15 protein-coding genes are annotated in these 19,467 nt (G+C 45.5%); 6 read left to right on the forward strand and 9 right to left on the reverse strand.

The genetic code is table 11. The annotated features are described in order from the left end of the window. Positions 1 to 510 precede the first annotated feature (510 nt). The 7 genes from HMPREF9698_RS02900 to HMPREF9698_RS02930 form a co-directional block, all read right to left on the reverse strand. Positions 511 to 1,131, reverse strand: coding sequence for a CadD family cadmium resistance transporter (locus tag HMPREF9698_RS02900; RefSeq protein WP_003777141.1), 621 nt, complete (start codon positions 1,129 to 1,131; stop codon positions 511 to 513). A 140-nt stretch (positions 1,132 to 1,271) separates the two neighbouring features. Next, positions 1,272 to 4,346 (reverse strand): AAA family ATPase, encoded by a 3,075-nt coding sequence (locus tag HMPREF9698_RS02905; protein ID WP_003777142.1) that lies wholly within the window; start codon positions 4,344 to 4,346, stop codon positions 1,272 to 1,274. Then, positions 4,347 to 5,513, reverse strand: coding sequence for an exonuclease SbcCD subunit D (locus HMPREF9698_RS02910; protein ID WP_003777144.1), 1,167 nt, complete (start codon positions 5,511 to 5,513; stop codon positions 4,347 to 4,349). Positions 5,514 to 5,933: 420 nt separating this feature from the next. Continuing rightward, positions 5,934 to 7,241, reverse strand: coding sequence for a serine--tRNA ligase (gene serS / locus HMPREF9698_RS02915; protein ID WP_003777146.1), 1,308 nt, complete (start codon positions 7,239 to 7,241; stop codon positions 5,934 to 5,936). 358 nt (positions 7,242 to 7,599) lie between these two features. Continuing rightward, positions 7,600 to 8,949, reverse strand: coding sequence for a D-serine ammonia-lyase (locus tag HMPREF9698_RS02920; protein ID WP_003777148.1), 1,350 nt, complete (start codon positions 8,947 to 8,949; stop codon positions 7,600 to 7,602). 80 nt (positions 8,950 to 9,029) lie between these two features. After that, positions 9,030 to 10,061, reverse strand: coding sequence for a PTS sugar transporter subunit IIC (locus HMPREF9698_RS02925; protein ID WP_003777149.1), 1,032 nt, complete (start codon positions 10,059 to 10,061; stop codon positions 9,030 to 9,032). A gap of 373 nt (positions 10,062 to 10,434) precedes the next feature. Further along, positions 10,435 to 11,118 carry a helix-turn-helix transcriptional regulator gene (locus HMPREF9698_RS02930; RefSeq protein ID WP_003777152.1) on the reverse strand — a complete coding sequence of 228 codons (684 nt, stop codon included), beginning with the start codon at positions 11,116 to 11,118 and terminating at the stop codon, positions 10,435 to 10,437. 523 nt (positions 11,119 to 11,641) lie between these two features. Here HMPREF9698_RS02930 and HMPREF9698_RS02935 point away from each other — a divergent pair. The 6 genes from HMPREF9698_RS02935 to HMPREF9698_RS02960 all read left to right on the forward strand — a co-directional run bounded on the left by HMPREF9698_RS02935 (position 11,642) and on the right by HMPREF9698_RS02960 (position 17,410). Then, complete coding sequence (locus HMPREF9698_RS02935) at positions 11,642 to 12,562, forward strand: phosphate/phosphite/phosphonate ABC transporter substrate-binding protein (RefSeq protein WP_051011783.1); 921 nt, start codon at positions 11,642 to 11,644, stop codon at positions 12,560 to 12,562. A 59-nt stretch (positions 12,563 to 12,621) separates the two neighbouring features. Beyond that, entirely contained in the window at positions 12,622 to 13,389 is a 768-nt protein-coding gene (gene phnC, locus HMPREF9698_RS02940; RefSeq protein WP_003777156.1) for a phosphonate ABC transporter ATP-binding protein, read from the forward strand. 2 nt (positions 13,390 to 13,391) lie between these two features. Continuing rightward, entirely contained in the window at positions 13,392 to 14,171 is a 780-nt protein-coding gene (gene phnE / locus HMPREF9698_RS02945) for a phosphonate ABC transporter, permease protein PhnE (protein ID WP_003777157.1), read from the forward strand. Beyond that, positions 14,172 to 14,954 carry a phosphonate ABC transporter, permease protein PhnE gene (gene phnE / locus HMPREF9698_RS02950; protein ID WP_003777159.1) on the forward strand — a complete coding sequence of 261 codons (783 nt, stop codon included), beginning with the start codon at positions 14,172 to 14,174 and terminating at the stop codon, positions 14,952 to 14,954. 13 nt (positions 14,955 to 14,967) lie between these two features. Beyond that, positions 14,968 to 16,287 carry a metallophosphoesterase gene (locus HMPREF9698_RS08395; RefSeq protein WP_003777160.1) on the forward strand — a complete coding sequence of 440 codons (1,320 nt, stop codon included), beginning with the start codon at positions 14,968 to 14,970 and terminating at the stop codon, positions 16,285 to 16,287. Positions 16,288 to 16,741: 454 nt separating this feature from the next. After that, the gene (locus HMPREF9698_RS02960) at positions 16,742 to 17,410 is read left to right on the forward strand and encodes a DUF624 domain-containing protein (protein WP_003777162.1); all 669 of its coding nucleotides are present in this window, start codon (positions 16,742 to 16,744) and stop codon (positions 17,408 to 17,410) included. A gap of 98 nt (positions 17,411 to 17,508) precedes the next feature. On the opposite strand, the gene HMPREF9698_RS02965 is transcribed toward HMPREF9698_RS02960, so the two are convergent. Together HMPREF9698_RS02965 and HMPREF9698_RS02970 are read right to left on the reverse strand one after the other, a co-directional pair. Beyond that, a complete protein-coding gene (locus HMPREF9698_RS02965) occupies positions 17,509 to 17,691 on the reverse strand; it encodes a hypothetical protein (protein WP_147292223.1) in 183 nt (60 codons plus the stop codon). 357 nt (positions 17,692 to 18,048) lie between these two features. Further along, the gene (locus HMPREF9698_RS02970) at positions 18,049 to 19,338 is read right to left on the reverse strand and encodes an MBL fold metallo-hydrolase (RefSeq protein ID WP_003777167.1); all 1,290 of its coding nucleotides are present in this window, start codon (positions 19,336 to 19,338) and stop codon (positions 18,049 to 18,051) included. Positions 19,339 to 19,467 lie beyond the last annotated feature (129 nt).

The following is a 19,467-nucleotide window of genomic DNA, read 5'->3' on the forward strand; positions in this document are numbered from 1 at the left end:
AAACTCCTTTATTGCTCAGTAATTGTCGCGTTATTGCTCCAGAACTCCTTTATCGCTCACCGATTGTCGCGTTATTGCACCCAAACTCCTTTATTGCTCAGTAATTGTCGCGTTATTACGCCAAAACTCCTTTATCGCTCACCGATTGTCGCGTTCTTGCTCCAGAACTCCTTTATTGCTCAGCAATTGTCGCGTTTCAAATCCAAAACTTCCCAATTCTGAATTATTCTCTAGTTTCAACTTTGAAAGTACCAGTATCTAGATTCTCATATAACGTTTGTTGTTTGAGAGATCCAGTAAATACCTTATACTTAAGCCTAAATTTGATAATAACGATCGTTTTAAAAGACCCAGTCCCCTGTGGCAACTGAGTTGTCGCCTGTCCACAAGCCGACAAATAATGAACCAGGATACACCAATACCAACTTTTCAGTTTAAAACTCTCCAAATAAAAACGAGCCACAGATCCTTCTGCGGCTCGTTTCTACTATCTAGCTATATTCAATTGAGCTAAACGATCATGCTTATCAATTTTTGCAAAGTTCCAGCCTCAAACATAATGTAGAATCCAAGTATGACAAGGACAACCGGGACTATGACTCGTTCGTATTTTTCAACTGTTTGAGAGATAAAGGGGGCCTCAGACAATTTTTGGCTAAGCTCGCAAAGGATAACAATTCCGATAACAAAAACGAAGAGGGCGACCACTATTTCCTGCCAGGCTAAGGAAGCAAAGTAAGGCAGGTAGACTCCCAAATTGTCCCCACCAGAAGAAATAGTGAGGAGGGTTACGGTCCAAAAAACTTGGCGAGACGGGTTTTGCTCTAGCTGGTCAATTAAAGACTCATCCACCTCATCATCTTCTTCTCCCTGAATGGCAAGGCGGATTCCTAAGAAGATCGGAATCAAACCCAACAAACCCACTAGCCAATCTTCAGGAAGAAAGTTGACCACATAGGCTGCAAGCAAGCTGACCCCTACTAAGATCCCGGTCCCCAGGTACTGGCCGGCATAAATGACAGCCTTGTGCTGGTTGCCGGAAACTTGGGCAAAGATTAGAGTCAAAATAACCAGGTAATCGATGCTGGTTGCTACAAAAACTCCCGCTGCCGATACGATAGTCTGGAACATATCTCAACAACTCCTTTGTCATAAATTCTAGCCTTTAGAACCAAAACCAACTGGCGATTTTCACCGAAGTAAGTCACACCAAAAGTGAGTGAGTTAATCTCGGCAGGGTTAAAAACACCAAACCCTTAAAAAGTGGAGATTTAGACTTCAATTTCCACTTGACTGCCAGTTTGTTGGCGCTTGAGGACAATTTTAGAGGAAATACGGGCTTTAAGCTCTTCCACGTGGGAGATAATCCCAACCAACCGGCCAGTTTGGTTGAGTTCCATTAAGACTTGGACTGCCTGGTCTAAGGAGTCGGGGTCCAAGGTGCCAAAGCCTTCATCCACAAAGAGGGTATCGACTTGGACACCACCCAATTGCCCTTGGATGACATCACTTAAGCCCAGTGCCAAGGAAAGGGAGGCTTTGAACATTTCTCCACCAGACAAGGAAGAGACCGGTCGTTTCTTACCGGTAAATTGGTCGAAAACTTCTAGGTCTAACCCCTTGCCACCACTTCCCTTAAAGTTGTCCCGCTGTCGTTCTAGGTTAAAACGGCCACTGGTCATCTGGTCAAGGCGCTGGTTGGCGGCTTGTAAAATCTCATCAAAGTAGACCCCGAGGACATAACGTTCAAAGGAAATCCGGTTGGTCTCGGACGATTTACCACCTGCCAGGTCACTCAGGTCTCCATAAAGGCTAGCCGTCTTGTAAAGGTCTGCCTGTTCTTGGTAGTATTTTTGGATGTCTGCTAAGTGTGTTTTGTTGGCTTCTTTGCGAACATTGACCTGGTCTCGTTGGCCTTGGAGCTCTACCTTCTGTCGACCCAGGTCTTCTTCCTGGGCTTTCGCCTCTTCTAAACTCAGCTGGTCTTCTGCTGGGGGCAGTTTGCCTTTAACGGTCTTCAAGGCTGAAGTCACTTCAATTTGTGCCTGCTTGTGTTGGTCAATTACATTTTTCCGCCGGTCCATTTCCTTGTCACTAACCAAGTATGCTTGGTAGTCGGTCCCCATTTCACTCTTAGCGACTAAGTCATTGAATTCTTGCGAATATTCCTGGAATTCTTCTTCCAGTTCTTCGATCCGGTTTTTTGTGTAATCAAGACTGGTTTGCTTTTGGGTCAGGTCTTGGTTGACTTGGACCTGATGAGCTTCCAAGTCTTTTTCCTTTTTCCGAATACCCTCTATCTCAGTCGTGATGGTTTGAATTCTTTCTTCCACCTGACTTTTAGACTCCTGGGTCAGCTGATCTTGCAAGTTCTCCACTTCTTCTTTCAATTTGACTTGTTCGGCCTGGTCGCGGTCCAAGTTGGTTTTGATTTCCTGCAAGTCGGCCTGGAGAATTTCCGCTTCTTTTAATAAAGTTTCAACTTGCTTTCGCCAAGCTTCTTCTTGGGCAAGAGACTGGTTCAAGTCTGCTATTTGGTCAGCTGCTTTCTCAGCTTCCTGTTTCAATTTTTTCCGGTCTTTATGGGCCTGGTGGTGGGCTTCTTCCAAATCAGATTGGGGAACTTGGTAAGGTTTTAAAATTTTTGTCAGGGATTCTTGCAAATGGTTCAAATTGCTTTCTGCCTGGGTGAGGGCTGATTGGGCCTGGTTTTTAGCTTCTTCACTTTTATCTAAGGCAGCCTTGGTCACTTCCCCCTGGTCGAAATGGGCCGGTGCTGGGTGGTGGGTGGACCCACAAACCGGGCAGGGCTGGTCCTCTTCTAATTGGTCGGCTAAAAGGGCCGCTTGGTTGGCAAAGTAGGCCTGGCCAAGTTTGACATAAGCTTGGTCAGCCTGGTTATAAGCCTCTTCTTTTGCCTTAACCTCTTCTTTGCTAGCTTCGATTTTCTTGGACTCTGCCAAGGCATTGGTCAAGTCTTTTTCCTTGCGGTCGGCATCCTGTCCTGCTTGGTCTAGCCTTATCTTTTTAGCTTCTACTTCCTTCAATTCGGTCCGCCATTTTGGCAATTGCGTCAACTTTTGGTCGAGCTCAGTCTTGGCAGCTTGACTTGCTTTTAATTTCTCCTGCTTGTCTTTTTCCTGGTTCCGGGCTTGGGCCTGGTTAGCTTTCAATGCCTCAACCTCTTTAAAACGCTGGGACAAGTCTTCCCAAAGTCCCTTCTCTTTTTCCAATTGCTGGCGGTTTGCTTCCATTTTTGGGATAGCAGCAAGTTTTTCTTGGTGGGCTTGGATTTGGTTTTGGACCTGTTGTGCTTCCTTTTCCAAACCTGCTAACTTGCTGTCCAGTTTCTCTTTAGCTTGCTGGTTTTGGCTTAAGTTATCCTGGGTCTTGGCCCGTTTTTGGTCAACTTCCTGCAAGTTTTTAGCTTGATCAGCCTGGTCTAAACTCTTCTGGTAGGCTTTGATTTGGTCCTGAGCCTGGTCCAAATCTTTCTTTTGCTGGGAAAGTTGGTCTAGTTCTTGCCGGTGTTCAATGTACTTATCAAGTTGGTTCAAGTCCCCCTCTAATTTCTTAATAGCCTGGTCTAGGGCACCGACTTGGGCTTGGTCCCGGTCAATTTCCTGACTAAGACCCTCCATCATGCCAGTATAGTCTTTTTCTTTAACAGCCTGGCTGAGTTTAGGGTTTTTATCCCAATCTGCCACTTGAATGGCGTCAACGACCTGGGCCAATTTAGTTTGGGAGTTGTCTAAGTCTGCCTCGTAGGACTTGTAGCGATCGGATAAGAGCTTTTCAAAGATCTGGAAAATATCCGTTTTAAAAATATTGCGGAAGATTGCCTCCTTGTCCTTACTACTTGCAGTTAAGAGTTTACGAAACTCCCCTTGAGGTAGCATAACAATTTGCTTGAATTGGTCAGCTGTCAGCCCCAACAAGTTCTCCATTGCATCTTTAGCTTCAGATATCTTGGTCTCCCAGACCTGGCCATCCACCTTAAGGGAAAACTCCGCGTTCAACTGGACCCCATCCTTGGTCTTACCGGGGCCAGTCTGCTTGGGCTGACGGTAAACTTGGACTGTTTTTTCGCCCAGAGTAAAAGTCAATGACACGTAGCACAGCTGACTGCCATCTGCGTAGTCTGACTTAAGATTGCTGGCATCCCGGACCTGGCCACTGGCTGACCCATAGAGAGCGTAGGAGATAGCATCAAAGATAGTCGTTTTGCCAGACCCTGTTGGCCCAGTCAAAAGAAAAAGAGAGGCTTGGTTGAACTGGCTAAAATCAATAACAACCCTGTCCTTAAATGGACCAAAGGCACTCATGACTAATTGAACAGGTCTCATTTATTCGTCTCCTTCCTGGATTGCCTGGTTGGCCAGATTGGCAACTTCTTGGACAATTTCCAACTGCTGGTCGGTCAGGGCTTGCCCCCTGTAATTTTGGAAAAATTGCTGGAAGAGGTCGTCAATAGCCAATTGTCGCATGTCGCTGACATCTTGACCCCTTGCAGGATCGACTTGTCTTCCTTTTAAATTGACATAATCGATCCCCATGGCATTGGGATATTTTTTGCGCAAACGGGACATGGCATCCATGATATAAGCCGGGTCTTCCAGGTCAAAAAAGATATAGTCGTCAGACTGGCCCTGGATCAAGTCGTCAAAAGTCCCGCGCAAAACCCGCATGTCCCGGTCTGGGATGAGGTCTCGGGTTTCAAGCTTCAAGACCGGGTCCCGGTCCTGGTCGATATCCAAAATAACCACTTGCTTGTGGTGGTTGACTTCAGATTTGGAGTACTTGAGCAAGGAGCCACTGTAGCGAATGGACTCCCGTTTAACCTGTTGTGGGCCGTGCAAGTGACCCAAGGCTACATAGTCAAAGTCGTCGAAAATAGAAGCATCCACATATTCAGTTGTCCCAATACTTAAGGGGCGTTCAGAGTCCGACTCTTCAATCGAATCCCGACTCTGGTTGACAACATAACCATGCATGGTTAGGATGTTAAAGGCATGAGGGTCAAAGTCAGGGCCTTGGACAATCTGGTCAACCTGAACTTGGATGGCTTCTTCCAGATTTTTAATCTGGTCTTCCATGTCCAATTCTTGCCGGACCCAAATATGGTCCGCAAAGGGCATGAGGTAGACATGAACCCCGCCCAAGTCAACCATCTTAGTCTTGGGCTTAAATGTTCCTTCTATATAAACATCATTTAGCTTGAACAAACCATTCCCAAATTCCAATCGTTCATTGCTGTCGTGGTTGCCCGCAATCATCAAGATAGGGATCTTCACTTCAGCCATCATCCGGTTGAGGAAGTCATTAAAGGCTAACACTGCTTGTTTAGGCGGAACCCCCCGGTCGTAGAGATCGCCTGCCATCAAAAGAGCATCAATTTTCTCTTCCTTTATGATTTCAATTAATTGGTCAAGCATGGCTATTTGGTCGTCCAGGAGGGAAAACTCATTGACAATCTTCCCTAGGTGCCAGTCCGCCGTATGTAAAATCCGCATCTCTTCAACTCCTTACATCCATTTCTCTTGTTTGAAATTGCTTCTATTATACCATGCTTTAAGGGTAGACCAATAATAAGAACCTATGTTTGGTTTAAAAATTAAAGAATCCTATCGCCTCGGTTAAACCCTTCAAATTTTAACCAATTGCTAGTCGCTAACTTTGTCTTAGATTGGGTTTTTCTATCGCACAACTTGGCCATCAAGCAACAAACTTATTCTCAAACGAGCACTTTTGCTCGAGACTTTTTAGTCGCTTTTCTTGAACGGAAGGCTAACTTTAAGAAATCGGGTTCTGCTTCTTGAACCGAGTGTCTTCTTTAAGGCTATAATTTTTTTCTCAAATTATTCCCTTTATTTTAGAATTGTTATTGGCAAAAATATAGCCCACCCATAGGCTATGGGTGGGCTATTTAACTTCTATTTGACCTTTTTACCAAGGGCGTTTTCTTTGTTGATTTGGGTGATGCCACCCATGTAAGGGACCAGAACTTCTGGAATGTCAATTGACCCGTCCGCATTTTGATAGTTTTCCATAATCGCAGCAACTGTTCGCCCAACTGCCAGACCAGAACCGTTCAAGGTGTGGGCTAGGCGGACATTGCCATCCTCATCTCTCAAGCGGATCTTAGCCCGTCTAGCTTGGAAGTCGTAACAGTTAGAACATGAAGAAATTTCACGGTAGGTATCTTGGGCCGGGAGCCAAACCTCTACATCATAAGTTTTAGTCGCAGAAAAGCCCATGTCCCCTGTACTCAAGACAATTCGGCGGTAAGGCAAGCCCAATTTAGCCAGGATGTCTTCGGCATTTGCAGTCATTTCTTCTAACTGGTTAAATGAATCTTCTGGAGTAGAAATTCGGACCATCTCAACCTTATGGAACTGGTGCAAGCGGATCAAGCCCCGGGTGTCCCGGCCAGCTGAACCGGCTTCTGACCGGAAGCAGGGAGATAGGGCCGTTACCTTGAAAGGTAGGTCTGCCTTGTCCCAAATATTGTCTCCGAAGTAGTTGGTCAAGGGAACTTCAGCGGTTGGAATCAAGCTCATGCTGCGGTCATCAACATTATCCACCCGGTAGGTATCTTCGGTAAATTTAGGGTACTGACCAGTCCCGTACATGGCATTGTCATTGACCAAATAAGGGGTAATCATTTCTACATAACCATTCTCATGTTGCTGGGTGAGCATAAAGTTATAAACTGCTCGCTCCAAGCGAGCCCCCAAGCCTACATAGTATAAGAAGCGAGAGCCGGCAACCCGGGCCCCATTCTCAAAGTCTAAAATTCCTAATTCTTCCCCTAACTCATAGTGGGCTTTAGGCTCAAAGTCAAACCTTGGATGATCGCCTTTACGGTGGATTTCCTCATTAGCATCTTCATCTTCGCCAACTGGAATGCCTTCAGCCCCAATATTAGGAACCCGGGCCATGATTTCAAATTCAGCATCTTCTAATTCCCGGACTTGCTTTTCTTTGGCTTCAATTTCTTTTCCAAGGTCCCGCATTTCTTGGACTTGGTCGTCAGCGTCTTGACCCGCACGTTTTTGCTTGCCGATCTCTTCAGAAACGGTATTCCGTTTATTCCGCAGCTTGTCTAACTCAGCTACCAGATGAGTTCTTTGCGTGTAATAATCCAGGGCCTTTTGCAAGTCTTCCCGGCTAGTCCCGCGGGTCTGTAAATTTTGGGCGACAGCTTCAAAATCATTTTTCAACTGCTTCATGTCAATCATTTTTGCCACTCTCCTAATCTTTTGTATAAAAAAACTGTTCCGCCATCCTAAAAGATGACCAGACATCTTTTAGGGACGAAACAGTTTAATACCAATTCATTGCGCGGTACCACCCTACTATTTGAGTACAGCTATACCCAAACACTCAAACCATAACGGCGGCTACCGGAATGACTTAGTCAACTAGACTTACGTCTTCAATCTAAACAGGGGGATTCATGGAGGGTTACTGACCATTCGCATCCACCATGGCCTTTCTGTAAATAACCCATCCACTACTAGTCCTATATTTTTCAGAATATTTTGTTTGTGGATAAACTCTACCACTTTAAAGGGATAAATGCAAGCCCTTTATTTTTTATTTTTCGACACCTGCTTGGTAGAAGACTTTGCGGTCTTCTTCAGGAACCATTGATCCACCGGTTCCCCAGGCAATGTGGGTGGCATTATCCATGTTCAAGCCTTTGTCTTTAATGTATTTTTGCCCTTCTTCAGACTTGAAGAGGTAGGCAGGCCCCGATAGTCCAGCAGTTGCAGCGGGTTCAAGGAAAATCTCTTCTGTATCGTAAAGACGGGTCAAGTTATGGTTGGCTTCATCATCGGTTAAGGTGTAACCTCCGTCAAAGAAGTGTTCCATCACCTGTGACACAAATTGGGAAGTACGAGGCACAGCTAGCCCGTCCATGACGGTTTGACCATCGATCCCAAAGTCGCCGACGTGAACCCCGGAGAACTGACCGGTTAAAATACCGATTAGCAAGGAAGGAACATGGGTTGGTTCAGCAAAGAAGGCATTAACATTGTCGCCAAAAATGTGTTTAGCCCCAAAGGTAATGCCACCTGGAGAACCACCAACACCACATGGTAACCATAAGAAGAGTGGGTGGTCATCATCCACTTTAATGCCGTCATCTTCTAGCTGTTTAGCCAGACGTTGAGCAGCTGTGGTGTAGCCCAAGTAGAGGTAGATGGAATCTTCATCATCGACAAAGTAAGAGTTAGGATCTGCTTCAGAAGCTCGACGTCCCTGGTTGACCGCTTCAGTAAAGTCAGTGTTGTGCTCAACCACTTCAGCTCCGTTTTTGCGCAAGAAGTCTTTTTTCCATTGTTTGGCATCAGAGGACATATGGACAATCGATTGGAAGCCAAATGCTGCGGCAGTGACCCCGACCGAAATACCAAGGTTACCGGTTGTCCCAACAACCACACTGTAATTACTGAAGGCATCTTTAAATTCATCTGAAGCAAATTTAGTATAGTCATCATCAAACCCGGACAATAGACCTTTTTCGATGGCTAACTCTTCAGCGTGGTGGATGACTTCATAGATAGCCCCACGAGCTTTGATAGTTCCAGCGATTGGCAAGAGGTCATCCCGTTTGACGTACATATTACCAGCTATGTCAACATCGTAGCGTTTTTCCACATCTGCTTTAAAATTGTCAATTCGAGTGTAAGGACCTTCGATAATGCCTTTTGTTTCCTTGGTGTCATCAAAAGCAATTTCAAACCATGGTGCAAAACGATCCCAACGGTCGGCTGCATCCTTAATGTCTTCGGCAGAGAATTGGACTTGGTCTTTTTCTGCTTCAAAGTTTCCTTTCTTGTCATTGACCCAGAAAACTGGTTTCCCATCCACAATGTCATGGATGTAGGGGTTTCCTTGGGTCCATTGTTCCACTGTTTTTCCGGCAATTTCCTTAGCCATAATTAACACACTCCTATTGATAAATTAGATAGTTAACTTTATTCAAAACGAAAGGGTAGTTTGATAGTGGTGTGACGAACTTAAGAATTTTCACTCGCATTCAAATCAGCTGTTGTGGTAATTGGGAGGTGGCGGTTGTGCCAAATTTTAGCAACGATAAAGGCAACGACGGCTCCGATGACCACAGTGATCACGGCTGCTATTATAACTTGTTGAACGGGGTTATAGGCAAACATAACGGCCAAACCGGCAAATGGGGTTGCTGTACTGGAAGCCATGTTGTTCATCCCCATCAAGGCAACCACTGAACCGGATATGCCTCCGCCAATAATATTGGCTAGGTAGATGGGAAGCGGGTTGGCTGATGTCAGGTCAACCTGGGTCTTCGGCTCAACAAAAACAGACAAGCTTTCTCTCTTGCCACCCAAGTTGAGCTGGCTGTACATGACCAAGTTGATAAAGGATGATGACCAAATGGCCATGGTGGTCGCCGCCATTGGGAGACCGGTCAGTTGGAGCATAGCAGACAGTGCCATGGACGAAATTGGGGAAGAGCCCACAACTGCCATAATGCCACCAACGACAAAGCCCATCACTGCTGGGGCACTTTCAGCGCTGGCTGCAATAGCCCGACCAATATTGGATAGGAGGGCTGTGACTACCGGGTCACTGATCAAGGCCAGTCCTCTTGATAAGGGAGCTAAGAACAAGATCATTACCAAGAGGTCAACGCCTTCTGGAATTTTGTCTTCAATCAACTTCACTAAGTAAGACATGACATAGCCCACAACAAGACCTGGCAAAATCCCAAAGCCGTAGATGGAAGCCCCGATTAAAACCGCATTGACTGGAGAACCGCCAATTGCCATGATGACCAACAAAGCGGTGGCTGACCCACCCAATGAACCAGCGGCATCACCTAAATTTGTAAAAAACTCGATGCCGAAGACATTCCCAACAAATGAACTCAGGAAGGCTTCGACCAAAAGAGTTGCCACCGAGGCATCCGCAAATGCACTCATGGTCTTCCGGCCATAGGGAGCCTTGAAGGTAAACAAAGTAAAGAAGGCCAGCACCAACAAGAGCAATACAATACCAATAACTAAATCCACCTAATTAGCCTCCTTTCTTTATCGTATTGATAATAATTTATTATCATCACAATAATAGCTTACAACCACTTGAAAGCGCAGTCAAGTTATCTATTGAACATATTTTGATGAATTTTATTGGCTCGCCATGAGAAAGCCTTTTAAATATTGTAATATTGAAGGTTTAGAAGATGAAATTTATCTTTTATCTCGGATGATTTGGCATCTAAACTGAAAATTACTGTTATCCTTTTCACTTATTTTTTGCATTCTAACGGTGAGCGAGGATAATTTATTATCAGGATAAGAATCTTAGTCACTGAAATTTATCGCACAAAAAAGAGCATGGACCCCATCTTAAGGTCCATGCTCAAAACAGTAACTGACACTGCCATTAGTTCATTTTTTCTTTTTGAATTTTAGTCCTGTAGCGGTAAATGGTGGGTTCAGAAACCCCCAGAAGGTCTGCCACCTCGGTAACTGCTCCCTTCAGTTGGAAAATATTTTTCTCTTCTAAAACTTTAACAATATCCAGCCTTGCTTCCTGGGTCAGGGTCAAGTTATCGGTTTGTAAGTCCACACCAATGAATTGTTTGATGGTATCCTTGACACTTTCTGATAGGATTTCAGTGAAATCGTCTTCCGCTGGTTGAGCTTCTAAACTTTCAGTCTGCAATTCACCCGGCAGCAAGGACAGGTTGAGGTCTTTTAAAATGGCATTGGCCAAGTCCACCCGGCCAGAATAGTCTAGGTTAAAACATAACATACCTTCAATAGCTTGATTATCTTCGTCCATAATAAAAAAGGTCGACCCCTGCAATCGCTTATTATCCTTGGTAACGGTCTTGTAGTGGGTCACATAGTGCCGCTCAAGGTAAACTTTGGACTCGATTAATTCCAAGGCAAATTTGGTTAAAGGGGAATCCTCGGTTCTGCCACTAATATGGCCGTTAATAATCGTGTCGATATAAGTCTTATCCTCATTGATCACATGAAAAACAATTTCGTAGTGGTCCCCCAAAATGCGGCTCAAAAATTCAATCAATGACCTTATTTGTTTGATACGGTTGGCGTCCATTGGTTTCTACTCCCTTAAAATAATATCCTTACTTCCAACAATCCAGATCTGCAAATTTCGACCTATTGGCTTTGTTTGATCAAAAATACCAGTCCACCTCTCTTCCAATTTGTATTTATGTACTGGCAAGGCTGAAGATTGACAGCGGTTTCAATACCTTGTCTTTCGCAACAGCCAGTGGCCCCACGACTATCTTTTGTGAAAGCACTTTAAGATATCACTTTCATTATATGAAAAGCCAAGATTAAATACAAGTGGCAAAATAAGTTTGACGAGGCCATTAGCTACAAGCATCTTAGCTTCCAGCCCGGAACAAGTTTTAGATGTCTTATTAATTTTTAATATAAGGAATGCTCCATTCCTTGATTTTTGACTAAAAGTCTGTCTTTCTCTTGCCTGAAGCGTTATCCTATGATTAGATGATAGGTGTTTTACTTAAACTTTACACTAAATTGACTGGAAGTCTACATGTCCCTTGTATAATAAGGCCAGTATTTATGAAGGAGTGAATATTTTGGAAAAAATGATGCAGAAATTTTGTCTAATGTCGGCCACTACACTAGCTTTAGTCGGGTGTAACAACGAAGGTGATACAGAATCAGCTGAAGGTGGCGACACTTCTCCTGAGACCTTACAAGTTCAGTTTGTCCCAACCAACAACGATGGTTCAATGGAAGCTATGGCTGAACCTTTTGAAGACTACCTGTCTGAAAAATTAGATAGAGAAGTTAACGTGACACTGGCGACTGACTTTTCTACCATTGTCCAAGCCATGGGGTCAGACCAAGTTGACTTGGGGATCATGCCACCAGCTGCCTATGTCCAAGCTCGAGACATGGGAGCGGCTGAAGCTGTCTTGTCCTCAGAACTGGAAGCTTATGACCGTGAAACTGGAGAACCGCTTGAAGGGGAAACAACCCCATCTTTCAAAGGAGAAGTTCTCGTTAAAGCAGACAGCGACTTGCAGAACTTAGAGGACTTGGCTGGGGCTAACATCGCTACCTTGTCTCCTTCTTCTGCTGCTGGTTACATCTATCCTGTTGCTGAAATGAACGAAGCAGGTATCGACCTCAGTGATATCACCTTCACCACTGTTAACGACATTCCTTCTCAACTAACTGCTGTCCTCAACGGCCAACAAGATGCTGCTTTTGTCTTTGAAGGAGCCCGCTACGTTTTCCAAGATGCTGTCGGTGACAACGATTTAGTTGAAGATTTGCGTGTCCTTTACCTGACTGAAGGTGACATTCCAAACGACGCCATCGCTGTTCAACCTGACATGGACCAAGACTTAAAAGACCAAATCGCTGAGGCTTTCAGACAAATGCCTGAAGACGAAACCGGTCAAGAAGTCATGGGCTTATGGGGCCACCAAGACTACACTGAACCCGATGAAGAAGCCTACGATACCCTAAACCAATACACTGAACTGGCTGCTGATTAAGCTTGCAGTCCGTTCATCTTGTCCTGTTCGTTTTCGAGTCATGTATAGGAGAGAGATAGATGATTGAATTTAAAAATGCCCGCATTGTTTACAGCAACGGAACTGTCGGCTTGAACAATGTCAACCTCAAAATTGATAAGGGGGAATTTATCGCCATTATCGGACTTTCTGGTGCCGGCAAGTCCACCCTCCTGCGGTCCATTAACCGCCTGATCGACCTCACTGAAGGTGAAATTTTTATCGACAACAAGTCCATTACCCAGGCCAAGCCTAAAGAATTACGCCACATGCGCCGGAATATCGGTATGATCTTCCAACACTTCAACCTGGTTAGAAGAAACACGGTCCAAAAAAATGTCCTCTCTGGTCGTCTGGGCTACTACAGCAATTGGGAATCCTTGATTGGTAAATTTTCCAAAGAAGACTACCAAAAAGTTGAACAAGCTCTAGACCAAGTCCGGCTGGGTGACAAGTTGAAAACCCGGTCCGGTGACTTATCAGGTGGTCAACAGCAGCGGGTCTCCATTGCCCGGACTTTGGTTCAAGAAGCTGACATTATCTTAGCAGATGAACCTGTTGCTTCCCTGGACCCCATTACCTCTAAGTCTGTTATGGATGACATCCGGACCATTAATCGTGACTTAAACAAGACTGTGTTAGTCAACATTCACTCCATTGACCTTGCCCGGGAATACGCCGACCGCGTTATTGGGATGCGAAGTGGGGAGATTGTCTTTGACGGTCCAACCGAAGAAGCCACCGACCAGCGATTAGGTGAAATTTACGGACAAGATATCTTCTCCGACCAAGACAAGAGGGAGGCATAGGCTTGAAATTAAAAGATACCATTCACGACAAGCTACCCCAAAAGCTCCTCATATTGGTCATTATCCTCCTCCTCTTCTTCATGTCGGCCCAAGCTATAAACTCTTCTTGGTCAGATGTCTTTTCTGACCAGTCTTACTTAGTCAACTTTCTAAACGGCTTTGCCCGACCTGACTTCTCCTACATCCCTGACCTCTTGGTTCCGATTTTGGAAACCCTGGCCATGTCGCTTGCTGGGACCTTTTTTGGTGTCATCCTAGCCATCCCTGCAGCTTTTTTAGGGACTGAAATTGTGACCAAAAACAAGCTGGTTACCTTCATCTTCCGGACCTTCTACTCCCTTGTCCGGACTATTCCTAACCTTCTTTTGGGGGCAATCTTTGTAACCATCATTGGGATTGGGTCTTTCACTGGGGTTGTAACCATCACCATCTTTACCTTTGGGATTGTCTCCCAGTGGCTTTATGCAGCAATCGAAAACATTGACCTGGGCCCCTTGGAATCTGATGAAGCTGTTGGGGCAACCCGCTTTCAAATTGCCCTTAACTCCGTTTGGCCCCAAGTAGAATTTTTGGTCTGGTCCTACAGCCTTTTTGCCTTTGAGATCAATGTCCGAGCTTCTGCCGTCTTAGGATACGTTGGAGCGGGTGGGATTGGAACCATGCTGAATGCCCAAATGAGCCTCCTCCGCTATGACCGGGTAGCCGTCATTATCCTCTTTATCCTGCTCATGGTTGTGATCATTGACTGGATCACCGGCTTAATTGAGAAGGAGATGGCCTAAATGAGTCAAAAAAGATTAAAATTCGATACCAAAAAATTCTTCTTTATTATCTTAATCCTGGTTATCCTCTCCATGCTGGCCCTGGACTATTCCAACCTGAGTCAGTTTTCTTTGGATAACCTAGTTTCGACCTTTATTGGTCTGACCAGTCCGGAATGGGCTTATATCTATACGGGGACGGGTGAATCCTTAATCCCACTAATGGTCGAAACCATCGCCATTGCCTTTTACGGAACCATCATCGGGTCACTCATCTCCATCCCCTTTATCCTACTTAGTTCCAATATTATCTGGGGCCAAAATAGCTTTGTCCCAAAAGTAGGCCGATTTTTGTTAGATATCTTGCGAGCTATCCCTACCTTGATTTATGGTTTAATCTTCGTTATTGTGGTCGGTCCCGGACCCTTTGCCGGTGCCCTGGCCCTGGGTCTGCAACTAGTTGGAACCTTGTCCAAGCAAGTTGCGGAGGCCATGGATGCCATTGACTCAACACCCATTGAAGGCTTGGAATCTTCTGGCTCAACTAGCTTCCAAACCTTCCAATACGCTATCCTGCCACAGACCATCAGTCCTGCCTTCACTTATATTATGATCAACTTCGAAATTTCCATCCGGTCCGCTACCACACTCGGTTTGGTTGGGGCTGGTGGGATCGGGGCCCCTATTATCTTCGCTTTACAAGCCCGTAACTGGCCCCGGGTCTCCATTATACTCCTGGCCATCATTATCATTGTCTTGATCTTTGACCAACTGTCTTCCTTGATCCGGAAAAAATTAGGATAAGCTAGGTGAGCTTATGCAACAAATTCAAATTTTATCTACGACCGATGTACATGCTTATACCCAAGAAGGTTTAAACCAGGTGGTTGACTTTATCAACGATTCCAGCCTCCTAATTGACAATGGGGACTTCCTAACCGGGAGTCCCCAAGCTACTTTCCACTATATTCAGTCTGACCCTAGTCCCTTTGTTGAAGTGGCCAACCGCCTGGGCTATGACATTATGATCCCAGGCAACCATGACCTGGACTATGGCCTAGACTGGTTAGTCACCCAAGTCCAGAAGCTAGAGGCCACTTATATTTGTGCTAATCTCTTTGACAGTGAAGGTGAGCGAATCTTCCCCCCTTATGCCATCAAGACGGTCCAAGGGGGGAAAGTTGGGGTTATTGGCCTCTTAACCGGTGGCTACAGCCAAATCGCCCGGCCAGAAGTGCGCCATCAAACCTTGGTGGGAGATGCCCTGGAAGCAGTCGACCAATGGCTGGACGAACTTGCTAGTCAAGTTGACTTAGTCCTAGTAGCCTACCACGGTGGCTTTAGCCTGGACCCCATGACAGGCCACCGCTACAATTACCCTAACTTGGAAGACCAGGCCGGGGAAATCCTGGCGGCTTATCCCCAGATTGACGGCCTTATTGCCGGCCACCAGCACTTCACCAATGCTGGGATCACTCCTTCTGGCACAAGCTATGTCCAGCCAGGAACTCGGGGCCGCTACTTGGGCTACCAGTCCTTTAATATTAAAAGCGATTGGCCGAAGCAAGCTCCGGGTAGGACTAGTGAAGAAGGAAAAGTCGATGACCGTCCCGCCAATTCAAGTCACAGAAAAGCTAAGCCAGTTGGAAGCAATCCCCTACCTTTCGGAAAAAATACTGGTCAAAAACAAGTCACTGCCGACCAGGCCAAGCTAGTAACCTTACAAGCCGACGAAGCTGAGACGACCGACCCAAACTATGAAGTCTGGTTGGGAACTTCCCTCCAGGGACAAGACTTAATCGACTTTATCACACATAACTTTCAAGCCGACCTCTACTTTTTAGACTTTCCAGAGAACTTGACCTACCGAGACCTCAGCCACTACCTGGATGTGGTCATCCCCCTTAAAAGTTACGCCTTCAAGGGATGGGAAATTAAAAAATACAGCAAAAAATTGGCCCTACCCGCTTCCAGCAAGGACCAAGTCAACCTGGAAGCAGAGGCCCGACACCGCTTAGATGACCAAAAAACCTACCAAGTCCTGGCTTCGGGTGAGATCAACCTACCCCAAGCCCGCCTAGTTACTCCACATGTCTACAATTTATTTGACAACTTTATGTTATGGCATAAGCGGTAAATTGACAGTACTAAAAACACTGAAAGCCCCGAAGTTTCAATGGAGAAGCTTTGGGGCTATTATATTTAGCAAATATTTTACTGATCCATTTATATACCACTGGAAAAGTAGTCTATAAGCTCAAACCAAGTACCCCTCTTCGAAAGTCCCCCAACATTTTCTCAAAATTGTTCTACCAAGAGATAAATATTACATTTAGATTAAATTACTTTAGTTATATTATCTTAAAACATTTTCCCCTTTACATTCTCAAAATGGATACCTGGTTGGAGTGGCTACCTTCATTTTGGTATGGGATAAGGCTTTAGCCATGGTCTGGGGTTTAAAATCTAACAAATTTTTCAGATATATTGGTATCCATTCATATTTTTGGTAAAATAGATTACATTGATATAAAATCACAATTTTACATTTTCTTTACATATAAGACAAATCCAGTAAGGAGCCAGTACTTTTGAGAAATTTTAATCAATCTGAGCCTTTTACTTTTTTTAACCAGATTTTCCGCTTTAGTGTCAAAAGCAATTTGATCTGGTCCCTCTTCAACCTCCCAGTCTTCCTCTTTATCATTTTACAGATCTTTGCCAGGGACTTTACCGCAGCCATCCTGTCCACCATCCTCTTGCTTTTCTCCTTACCCCTCCTTGTTTTCCCAGCCACAGCCAGCCTCTTTGCCTTGATCCGGGACTTTATTGTCAACGAGGAAGAAGACCAGCTCATGAACCGCTACCTAGGGTATTTTAAGGGCAATTACTTGCGGAACTTTGCGGACGGCCTCCTCTTTAATGTAGCGATGGGCTTGTTGGCCTCCTTTTATACCTTTATCTCATCCCTCTCCATTGTCCTCAACCTTCTCATCATACTTGCCGGACTCCTCTTCTTAATCTTGACTTGCAACTACCTCATCTTTGCGAGTTATGGCTACAATATTGGCGAAGCCATAGCAAGTGCCGTCCAACTAATCTTTTCCGACTACAAGATCCCCCTCTACCAATTGATAGCCCTAGTCATTTTCCTATTAGTAGCTCACTACATTCCGATTTTACTGCCCTTCTTTGCCGTCTCCCTCTTTATCTGCGCCCTAATCCTTATCATACATTACCGGCTGGGGCAGGATTCTTGATTCAAATAAGACTAAAACACCCCAGCTCTTGACAGACAGGAGCTGGGGTGTTTGTTAGCCTCTTCATTTAAATCTATGAAAGCGATAGGTAGCAACCCCTACCAAATTTCATCCTCGAACGGGTCGTCTTCTTCCCCTTCCAGTCCGTCTTCCAGGAGGTCGATCTCCGTGTCGATTTTAACGATCAGGTCTTCGATAACCTGGCGAAAGTCTTCCAATTGCTTGATGGCTTCCTTGATCTTGCCTTGGACCATATAGTCGGTAAAAAAATGTCCAGCCAAAGGCCCCAAATATTGTCAGACAGGGTGTCACTAACCGTCTCCGGTAAGACCATGTCCACATCGGCCAGCTCTTGGCGCAAATGGTCAACTGCATAATATCTGTAATCTCCTCATTGGCCACTTTGATTCTTTGCCGCTTAACCCAGGAGACCATAAAGTCGCCGCCAAACATATCCTAATTGCCCCAAAACTTAGCCTTGCCCAAGGTATCAGCAGCTGAGTCAATCTGGTCTAAAACGTCAACCGCTGCATCCCTAGCTTCCTCTAATTCAATTAACCGGTCCATGGCTGTCAACCTCCTTATTTGTTCATATTATACCTTGTTTTGGCCCAAAAAGGACCAGAAACGTCATGAATTTACAAGAAATCTTCTGCGGTAAAAACTTCCCCGGGCTCAACTTGGAAAGTGTCCAGTCCTTCACCCTCTAAAGCCTGGCGGAACTTGTCAGGTTCAAAAGTGTGCCAAGCAAGAGTCTTTTTAGCCCCGATAGCCTGGGCAATTCCCAACAAGTCCGCCTTAGTGGCATGACCGCTCACCCCAAAATTTTGAAAGCTGAAGCCCTTGTCCTGTAAAAAAGTCTGAAGCTGGTCAAAGTGGCTGTCAAAGTCCCCAAGGGGTTCACCATTTAAGTGGAGGTAGGTCCCAGGCAAAGACAAGTCTTCCAGTCGTGATAAATGGGCAAAACTGTTTTGCAGGACATACTGGTTGGGCTCGGCCTTGATATTATCCCAAAAAACTGTCCCAGATCTTGCCGTTCCGTCTTCAGGCAAAACCAGCAAACTCTCTTCCGGGAAAAAAGCTGCGATAAGCTTGGCATAAGGCTCTTCCCAGACAATTTGCCGGTTAGCCTGGGTGGCCACTTGGTTTAACTGGCGCAAGCGGTCAACATTGCGAGGATAGGGGTTGATGACCAAGAAATCATCCTGGTTTAAGGCTTGGTCAAAGGCTTTTAACATGACTGCTTCTGAGTCAAAGCCTTCCTTATCCTCGTCAAAGCTAAAAGCTGTTCCTTCCATCAAAAGCAGGTCCGGCTGAAACTCACGGGCCAAGTCCACCATCTGGTCGGTCAAGTCTGGCTGGTAGCCAGATCGGCGGAGGTCACCGGAGTGGAGAACCTTAAAGCCGGAAGCCTGGATAAATACAGCAGAAGCCCCTACCACATCATGGTCAACTGGGAACAATTGCAAGTGGAGGTCATCGTCCAGGGTCACAAGCTCCCCTGGATCAAGCGGGATAACTTGGGCTGAAATTCCTTCTTCCTCTCCCACTTCCACTAAAGTTTGAAGCAGGCGGTAGGAGTCCCGGGATAGGTAGATTCGGGCAGAAGCCGGAAGAAATTTCAAAGCCCCCATATGGTCGATATGCAGGTGGGAAATGGCTATAAGCAAGGGCTTGTCCCGGTCTGCTTGAAAGGGTTGGATGTTTGGAGAGTGCTCCAGTTGGTTGACTTCAAAGACATGATGGAGTTTGGGCAGGGCCTGCTGGTTGATTTCCCGCTCTAGGTCAGACCAGTCCGGCCGGTCGTCGGCAGGCTGGCCCGCACTCAGGCCAAAGTCCATAAAAAACCGAACCCGGTCGGTATTGATCTCCAAAATATTGCCCCCAATGGTATCGATCCCACTGTGGATAATAAACTCTTGACTCATTTTGCCACTCCTTGTTTCGTTTTCTTGGGTCGTTGCTTTAGATTTGACTAGTCAATCAAGCATGAACAGACCCATTCTTCATTATGTACTGAAAGAGACGACTGGCCAGCCGCCTCTTTCCTAGCCTGG

This window comes from Alloiococcus otitis ATCC 51267, assembly GCF_000315445.1.
Taxonomy (GTDB): Bacteria; Bacillota; Bacilli; order Lactobacillales; family Carnobacteriaceae_A; genus Alloiococcus; species Alloiococcus otitis.